General features: G+C 62.4%; 7 protein-coding genes. All 7 read right to left on the reverse strand.

The genetic code is table 11. The features are described 5' to 3' along the window. Positions 1 to 1,458 (reverse strand): MMPL family transporter (locus AC1DWI_RS10735; protein WP_477724813.1); only part of this gene is annotated, 1,458 nt, incomplete at its 3' end. Further along, positions 1,458 to 2,102, reverse strand: coding sequence for a LolA-related protein (locus tag AC1DWI_RS10740; RefSeq protein ID WP_477671557.1), 645 nt, complete (start codon positions 2,100 to 2,102; stop codon positions 1,458 to 1,460). The genes AC1DWI_RS10740 and AC1DWI_RS10735, both read right to left, overlap by 1 nt. A 4-nt stretch (positions 2,103 to 2,106) precedes the next feature. Then, positions 2,107 to 3,075, reverse strand: coding sequence for an LpxL/LpxP family acyltransferase (locus tag AC1DWI_RS10745; RefSeq protein ID WP_477671558.1), 969 nt, complete (start codon positions 3,073 to 3,075; stop codon positions 2,107 to 2,109). Next, entirely contained in the window at positions 3,072 to 4,736 is a 1,665-nt protein-coding gene (locus tag AC1DWI_RS10750; protein WP_477671559.1) for an AMP-binding protein, read from the reverse strand. Before AC1DWI_RS10750 ends, AC1DWI_RS10745 begins: the two co-directional genes overlap by 4 nt. Continuing rightward, positions 4,733 to 5,404, reverse strand: a complete 672-nt coding sequence (locus AC1DWI_RS10755; protein ID WP_477671560.1) for a COG4648 family protein — start codon at positions 5,402 to 5,404, stop codon at positions 4,733 to 4,735. The genes AC1DWI_RS10750 and AC1DWI_RS10755 overlap by 4 nt, the downstream gene beginning before the upstream one ends. After that, positions 5,401 to 5,697: a phosphopantetheine-binding protein gene (locus tag AC1DWI_RS10760; protein ID WP_457279104.1), complete on the reverse strand. Its 297-nt coding sequence runs from the start codon at positions 5,695 to 5,697 to the stop codon at positions 5,401 to 5,403. Before AC1DWI_RS10760 ends, AC1DWI_RS10755 begins: the two co-directional genes overlap by 4 nt. Before the next feature lie 144 nt (positions 5,698 to 5,841). Continuing rightward, positions 5,842 to 6,470 (reverse strand): inositol monophosphatase family protein (locus tag AC1DWI_RS10765; RefSeq protein ID WP_477724814.1); only part of this gene is annotated, 629 nt, incomplete at its 5' end.

Raw genomic sequence — 6,470 nt, forward strand, 5'->3', positions numbered from 1 at the left:
GGTCTGGAGTACCGACTCCTGGCTGGCGCCGGAAACCACCACCACATAGCGCACGTCAGGCGCTCCCATATCGGCACGCAGGCTTTCATCCAGCGCCACATCGGCTTGCGAGACCGGGCTGAGCGAGGAAATCTTGTCGTTGAACAGGCTGGCGTGATTTCCCGCAAGGACGGCACAGGCGGCTATCAGCAGGGCCGCGGCAGGCCATCGCAACAAGGCCGCATGTTGCACCAGCCCCTCCAGCGCCCGCCCGATGGCCGACACATCATGGATGCGGAAATGGYGCGGTAGCAGATGCGGCAGTACATAGCGGGTCACGGCGGCGGCCACGACCAGGCCGGCAATCGAATACAGGCCGAGTTGCGCCAGGCCCGGAAAGCCCGAAAACAAGAGAGAGGCAAAGCCGGCTATGGAGGTCAGAACGCCGAGCCGGACGGTCGGCCAGAAGCGCTTGACCCAATGCGCCTGGTCGGCGCCTGCATCTTCGGACTGCACAAAAAGATAGATGGAGTAGTCCACAGCTTCGCCGATCAGCGCTGTGCCGAAGCCCAGCGTGATGCCGTGCACCGACCCAAAACCCAGGCTGACTGCGGCAATCCCCGCCAGCGCGCCGCTCAGCACGGGCAAAAATCCGAGCAAAAGGGCGCTGACAGAACGGTAAACCAGCAGTAACAGCGTCGCGATCAGCACCACGCTGATCAGCGAGAGGTGGCTCACCTGGCTTTGAATGGTTTCGCGGGACGTGACCGAAAATACGCCAGGGCCTGTCATGACGAAGCTGGCACCAGCTGAGGAACCGCCCGCCGCATCGAAGGCCTGGCGAATCGCGGCCATGGCACGTTGCTGGGCATCGGTGTCAGAGCCTGCTGCGTGGGTCTGCAGCAGCATCAGTGCCCGCTTGCCGTCACGGGAAGTCCAGGCGCCATGGGCCTGTTGCGGCTGGCTTCCGCCGTTGAGCTGGCCCAGCAACTGCACCATTTCGCCGGTAGGGTCGCGGGGCAGCAGGGCCTTGACCATCAGTCCTGCGGGCGAARCGAGCAATTCGATGCTGTCAGTGAGGGCCGTGTGCAACCCATCCGCGCTGAATCGTTCCGGCGTCACTGAAGGGCTCAGCAGATAGCGATGGTTGAGCAGGAAATTGCGGTCCCGCTCGCTATTGACGGGTTCGCCATTCGCCACGCTGGCAAAAGTGGAATCGGTGCGCAGCTGCTGCGCCATTTTTTTGGAAAGCGCTGCACGTTGAGGGGCGTCGGAGCCTTCTATGCCTACCAGGACAAGGCGCGAGGCCAGGCCCTCGGTCAGCTGGTCCATCAGCAGTTGTTGCTCGGGTGTGGGAGTACGCGGCAAAAACGCCGACAGGTCGGTCGTGAACTGTGTGCGGCTGATGACAATGCCGCAACCGATCAGGAATGCCAGCCATACCGCAATGGCTGCCATGCGGCCGCGTGCGCCGTTCATCACGGGGTGGCCACTTGCTCGATGGTCATGGTGGAGCTGTCGCCATCGGCTTGGGCGATGTCGATGTTGCGCAACTGGTCACGCACACCCGTAATGCGGATGCGTTGGATCACCGCCTGCATTTTGGGATCGACGGGCTGCAATTGCAGGGTCCAGCGTTCGGCCGTGCCTTCGAGGCTGAGCCGGTAGTTGCGCTCTAGGGCGCTGCGGTCGCCCGCCAGGGTGCCGCGAATGCTGTCAATGAATGCGGCCAGCTCGGGGTACGCCTGGAGCCGTAACTGGTATTTTTGCTTCCCGCGTTCAATCACCAGTTCTCCGCCGTTCACCACCATGGATTCAGGCTTCGGTTTGAGCGTCCGCTTTTCCAGCCGGTCTGGCGCGGTATAGAGCAGTTCCCCGGACGATTCCACCGGTTTGTCGAGCAACGCAATGCTCTTTTTTTCGACGAAGGTGGCGCGGCCCGACTTGGTTTGCGCCAGCGAATCCATCAGTTGCTGAAGGTCCCAGGCGGCCAGCGCTGCCGGGCTCAATGCGGCCAACACCAGACCCACCACAACTGCGGCCAGCGCGAAGACGGGCCGTGACGGCTGTTGCGTGATGTGCGATGAGGCGGGGGTGGATGTTTGCTGAATAAGGTGTGTCATATGCTCAGGTGTTTTGTTCGGGCTGGCCGGACTGCCGCGGCGCAGGTCGCCAGAAATCAAAAAAATTGAACCAGTTGTAAGGCGCGCTGCGGCAGTATTGCGCCATCAGTGCAGCATAGCGCGTCATGGCGGATTGCACCGCCGCTGTGCGGCCGCGCGAAGGTAGCGTCGAGAAATCCGCCAGAGGTTCGAAATGAATGTCATAACGATTGCCGCCGCGGTACAGCCCCGTCATGAACAACACGGGGCGTTTCAGGATGGCGGCCATGCGAAAAGGACCCAGCGGCAGCTCGGCGGCGTCTCCGAGGAACTCGATGGAATAGGTGTCGTCCTTGCCCAGTGACCGATCACCCAGCATGCCGACGACGGCACCCTCATCCAGCAGTTCGTGCACCCTGATCATGGAATCGATATGTCCCAATGCCACGACGTCCAGCTGCGCTTTGGGATTGATGGCGCCCATCGCCGCGTTGATTTTCCGCGCGTTTTCCTCGTACATCACCATGGCAATGCGCAGGCCCGGTTGCTGGCGCCCGATGGCCCGCAGAACTTCAAAACTGCCCAGATGGGCGCCGATGAGGAACACGCCTCTTCCGTCAGCCACCACCTTGTCGATCAGTTGCTGGTTGTGCACCCGGATATCAAACAGCTCGAAGCGGTCATTCAGCAGGTAAACACGGTCGTGAATGGCAGAAGCAAAACTCAGGAAATGCCGGAACAGATGACGCCAGCCGACCGCAGCGGGCGACGGCAGGTCGAACACGCGCCGCAAGTAGTTTCGCGACGTCCGGCGCGCCGCCGGCGCGAAAATAAGGAAATAGGCTGCAATCCCGTAAAGGACGATGCGGCTGGCGCTACGGCCCAGGTTCAGCGAGATCCAGGTCATGACACGCAGCATGAAGCCGTTGCTGCGTTCCGGGAGCTGCTGCCATTCGGCGCCGGATGTCGCATTGGCTCCGCGTGGCGTGTTCATGGCTGCGGCGATAGCAGCAAGGTTCCGGTGGCAACTTTTCGGTCGCCGCTGGAAATGTCAAAGCGCGTGCTGCCGGAGGCGGCGGTGCTGCAGGAGATGGTCAGCGTCTCACCGGGCCCCACCGTGCTGAGGAATTTCGCCGAGCTGATCTGGCAGACCTCCGGGGCATGGCCGGTACGTGCGTGTTGTACCGCGTGTATGGCGGCGTCGAGCAACACCACACCGGGAACAATGGGTGTACCGGGGAAATGCCCGGCAAGCGCCGGATGGTCAGGGGCGATGGAAAACCGGGTTTCGCCCGGAACGGGAGATTTCTTTTGAAGATGGTCGCGCGCCAGGGTAACCAGCGTATCGCGCGGCAATTTCCCGGTGCTGTTGCGTGGCAGGCTGTCGAGCAGCACGAGGGGCCGCGGGATGAAGATGGCGTCAATCCGCTCCCTCAGTGCCGCCAAAAGGGCCGGCGCCGTCAGGCCCGGCGCCACAACGAAAGCCATCAACCGTACCACGGTGTCGCCGGAACCCTCGTCCGGCATGAAGAAGGCGCCGTCCATCACGCCCGGTATGGCGTGGAGCTGATGGTTCAGGTAGCCCAGCGAGCTTCGCTTGCCCGCGATATTGATCAGGTCGGCAGTCCGGCCGTGCAAAAGAAATTGTGTGTCCGACACCGACTCCAGTTCATCGGCCAGCGGGGTGGGTTGGTCGACATGGCCGCCTGAGGCCCAGGTCTGGCCTTGCCTGATGCTCAGCGTGACGTCCGGAAAGAGTGTCCACGCCAGGGCCTCGGTCATGCGTCGCGTGGCGATTTGTCCCGTTTCGGTGGAGCCGTAGATTTCCAGCAGAGGAACCTGCAGCCGGGCTTCGGTGGCCAATGCCAGCTGGGGTGGCAGGGGTGCCGTGGCGGACAGCACGAGGTCAACCTGCGGAATGTCCAGGCCTGAAGCCAGCAGCGCTTTCAAATGCACGGGCGTGGTCACCAGCATGCGGGGGCGCTCCGCTTGCGCCAGTGCGGCGCAGATATCGGCCGGATAAAACGGATGGGCAGCCACCAGAATGGCGCCACTTTGCAGCGGCAGCAACACGGTGGACTCGAAGCCGAACATGTGCTGCGGAGGCACTGTCGCCACGATGCTGTGCTTGCGGCCATCCAGCAAGCCGAGCCGGTCGGCTTCAGCCCGCGCGCTGCGAACCAGCCCGCCCCAGCTTTTCCGGTGCGCCACCGGCGTGCCGGTCGAGCCGGAGGTGAACATGATGGTGGCAATGCGCGATGCGGGAATTTGCGGAATATCGCACTGCATGCCAGTTGCGGCGCCTGGCGGACGTGGCGTCATCGCATCCGTCCAGCTCAGTAACGGCAGGGCCAGGGACTGTGGCTGGTCCGCGAGGCAAAACACGTCTGGTGCAAAGCTGCGGACCTGTTTCACCATTTCCGGYGTCAGCGTGGGTGGCAGCAGGCTGACCTTGTCTGCCAGCAGGGCGGCCGCCATACCCACGGCAAACCGGTAGCGGTCTGCGCAGACATTGAGAACATGCTTGCCTGAGGGCAGGGCCGCCGCAAGCTGCCTGACATCGGTCAGAAAATGTTCAACGGTAACGGCCTGGCCATGGCTGCAAGCCACAACGTCTTCAGCCCGGGTGTGCGAGATCAGCGGAAACGTCGTCATGGCCGGCGCGCGCGGCTTTCTGCGGAAGCCTGCCGGTAGGCGCGAATGGCCTCCAGCGGACCGGCACGATCTGCTGCCGGCAATGCGTAGCAGCGAACGGCATATTCCGCTGCAAACATCAGTGCGAGCAGGGGAATGCCCAGAAGATTGGCAAAAGTGGACCACACAGTAATGGGCGCCAACCAGAACAGCAGCAATGAAAAGCCCGCAATGATTCCGAAATACAAGGCCCACGCCAAGGTGGCCGACCGCGTGTAAGAAACAAGCGCAGGCGAAAGCTCGCCATGCACGATGCGGGCAAATTGCGCAATCATCGGTGTGCGGCCGCGCACGAGTGTCCGGCCGAAAGTTCCGCACAGCAGGGCATATGTGCCCGCATGCTGAAGCAGGAAAACCCAGTTGTAATGGGTGATCAGCCATTCCCTGAACAGATAAAACCCGAGGCAGGCTACACCACAAAGGGCCAGCATGACAGGGCGCTGCGGTGAACGCCAGGCCAGGACAACGGCCAGCACCAGCAGCGGAAGCACGGCGACCAGCGCCTCAAGCAAGCCCGGCGCCGTCGATGCCGCGGCCAGATGGGAAAGCACAGCGTAGCCGATTCCCAAAGCCGCGATGCCGCCCCAGCGACAGGCTTGGGTAAACCGTGTCGCCAGCACAGCTGTCACTGGGTTCGCCAGGCGGCAATATGGTCGCCCAGGCTTCGCAGCGAATGAAAGATGGCGTGGTTGTCTTCGTGGTCCGCCCTGAGCTGCAGGCCATAGTGTTTGGAGACAACCAGCGCAATTTCCAGGATGTCGATGGAATCCAGCCCCAAGCCGTCGCCGTAGAGCGGTTCGTCGGGTTGTACATCGTCGGCGCTCACCTCAAGGTTGAGGGCGCTCACCACCAGTTCCGCGACCTCGCGCAGCAAGGCTGCATCAGCCGATGTGGAAGAGGTTTTTACGGTGGATTCAGGCATAGTTTTATTACTAGTTATTACCAGGTGCGAAAACAGTTCGGTCGGGGCCGCTGCGTGCATGCGACTCCCTGCGCAGTGCGGAAATTTTAGCTGAGGCTATACGGCTCAAGCCTTCATCGCGGCCTTTGCCTACAACGGCTGGTGCTAGAAGGGTGCGTCCGGTGTGGTGTTGGCACGTACCGCGGAGGACTTGATCTTTTTGGCGGTCAGCTTTGGTTTGTCTGCGGGCTGGGCGGTGGCGTCGGCGGTCTCGGTGCTCATAGTGTCTTCCTGCAGGGCCTGCCGTACCGTGGCTTTGTCGCCGGCGCCAGCAAATTTGCTGTATTTACCCAAAGTGGCCACCATCTGCCCGTAAATGCGCGGATTGCCGGCCACACATTCGCCGTGGTCAATGAAGTCAGCCTCGCCGGTAAAGTTGCCGATCAGGCCGCCGGCCTCGGTAACCAGCAGCGAGCCGGCCGCCACGTCCCAGGGCTTGAGGCCGGTTTCAAAAAAGCCGTCGCTGAAGCCAGCTGCCACGTAGGCCAGGTCCAGCGCCGCAGCGCCCGGGCGGCGCACGCCGGCGCACTGGCTCATGACTTCACCGAGCATGTTGAGATAGCTTTTGAGCTTGTCACCGGGGCGGTAGGGGAAACCGGTCGAGATCAGGCATTCCTGCAGCCGGGTGCGCTTGGCTACACGGATGCGGCGGTCGTTCATGTAGGCGCCGCGGCCTTTGGTGGCGCAAAAAATGTCGTTGCGGGTGGGGTCATACACCACGGCCTGCTCGACCT

This window comes from Polaromonas sp. P3_C2 (genome assembly GCF_056402675.1).

What these genes read in the sequence shown, in the direction of transcription:
- AC1DWI_RS10740 (WP_477671557.1), bottom strand. Translation starts at nt 2,102, where the DNA reads ATGACACACCTTATTCAGCAAACATCCACCCCCGCCTCATCGCACATC.
- AC1DWI_RS10745 (WP_477671558.1), bottom strand. Translation starts at nt 3,075, where the DNA reads ATGAACACGCCACGCGGAGCCAATGCGACATCCGGCGCCGAATGGCAG.
- AC1DWI_RS10760 (WP_457279104.1), bottom strand. Translation starts at nt 5,697, where the DNA reads ATGCCTGAATCCACCGTAAAAACCTCTTCCACATCGGCTGATGCAGCC.